This is a genomic window from Pseudoroseomonas cervicalis ATCC 49957, assembly GCF_000164635.1.
Lineage (GTDB): Bacteria > Pseudomonadota > Alphaproteobacteria > Acetobacterales > Acetobacteraceae > Pseudoroseomonas > Pseudoroseomonas cervicalis.
Map to the genome: position 1 here is coordinate 1 of NZ_GG771225.1, position 600 is coordinate 600.

The 600-nt window shown below is 76.7% G+C and carries 1 protein-coding gene; it reads left to right on the forward strand.

The features are described 5' to 3' along the window. On the forward strand, positions 1-600 hold a 600-nt coding region (locus HMPREF0731_RS22695; RefSeq protein WP_007006623.1), incomplete at both ends, for an aminotransferase class I/II-fold pyridoxal phosphate-dependent enzyme.

A 600-nucleotide genomic window follows, 5' to 3' on the forward strand; every position in this document is an offset into this window, starting at 1 on the left:
CCGGCCGAGCGGCTGCTGCTCTGCCCCGGCGCGCAGGGCGCCATGCTGGCGGTGCTGGCGGCGCTGACCCGCCCGGGCGACACGGTCTGCGCCGAGGCGCTGACCTATCCCGGCTTCCGCGCCCTGGCGGCGCATCTCGGCCTGCGGCTGGCGCCGGTGGCGATGGATGCCGGGGGGATGCTGCCCGAATCCTTCGCGGCGCAGTGCCGGCAGGCGGCGCCGCGCGCGCTCTACTGCACCCCCACCCTGCACAACCCGACCGCCACCACCCTGTCGCTGGAGCGTCGCCAGGCGCTGCTGGAGATCGCCCGCCAGCACGCCGTGCCGGTGATCGAGGACGACGCCTATGGCGCCCTGCCGGAGCAGGCGCCCGCGCCGCTGGCGGCGCTGGCGCCGGGGCAGGTGTTCCACATCGCCAGCCTGTCGAAATGCATGGGGCCAGCGCTGCGCCTGGCCTATCTGGTGCTGCCCGAGCCGCGCTGGGCGCCGCGCCTGGCCGCCACGCTGCGCGCGCTGGCCGGCATGGCCTCGCCGATCGGCAGCGCGCTGGCCAGCGCCTGGATCCAGGATGGCAGCGCCACCGCCCTGCTGCAGGCGATC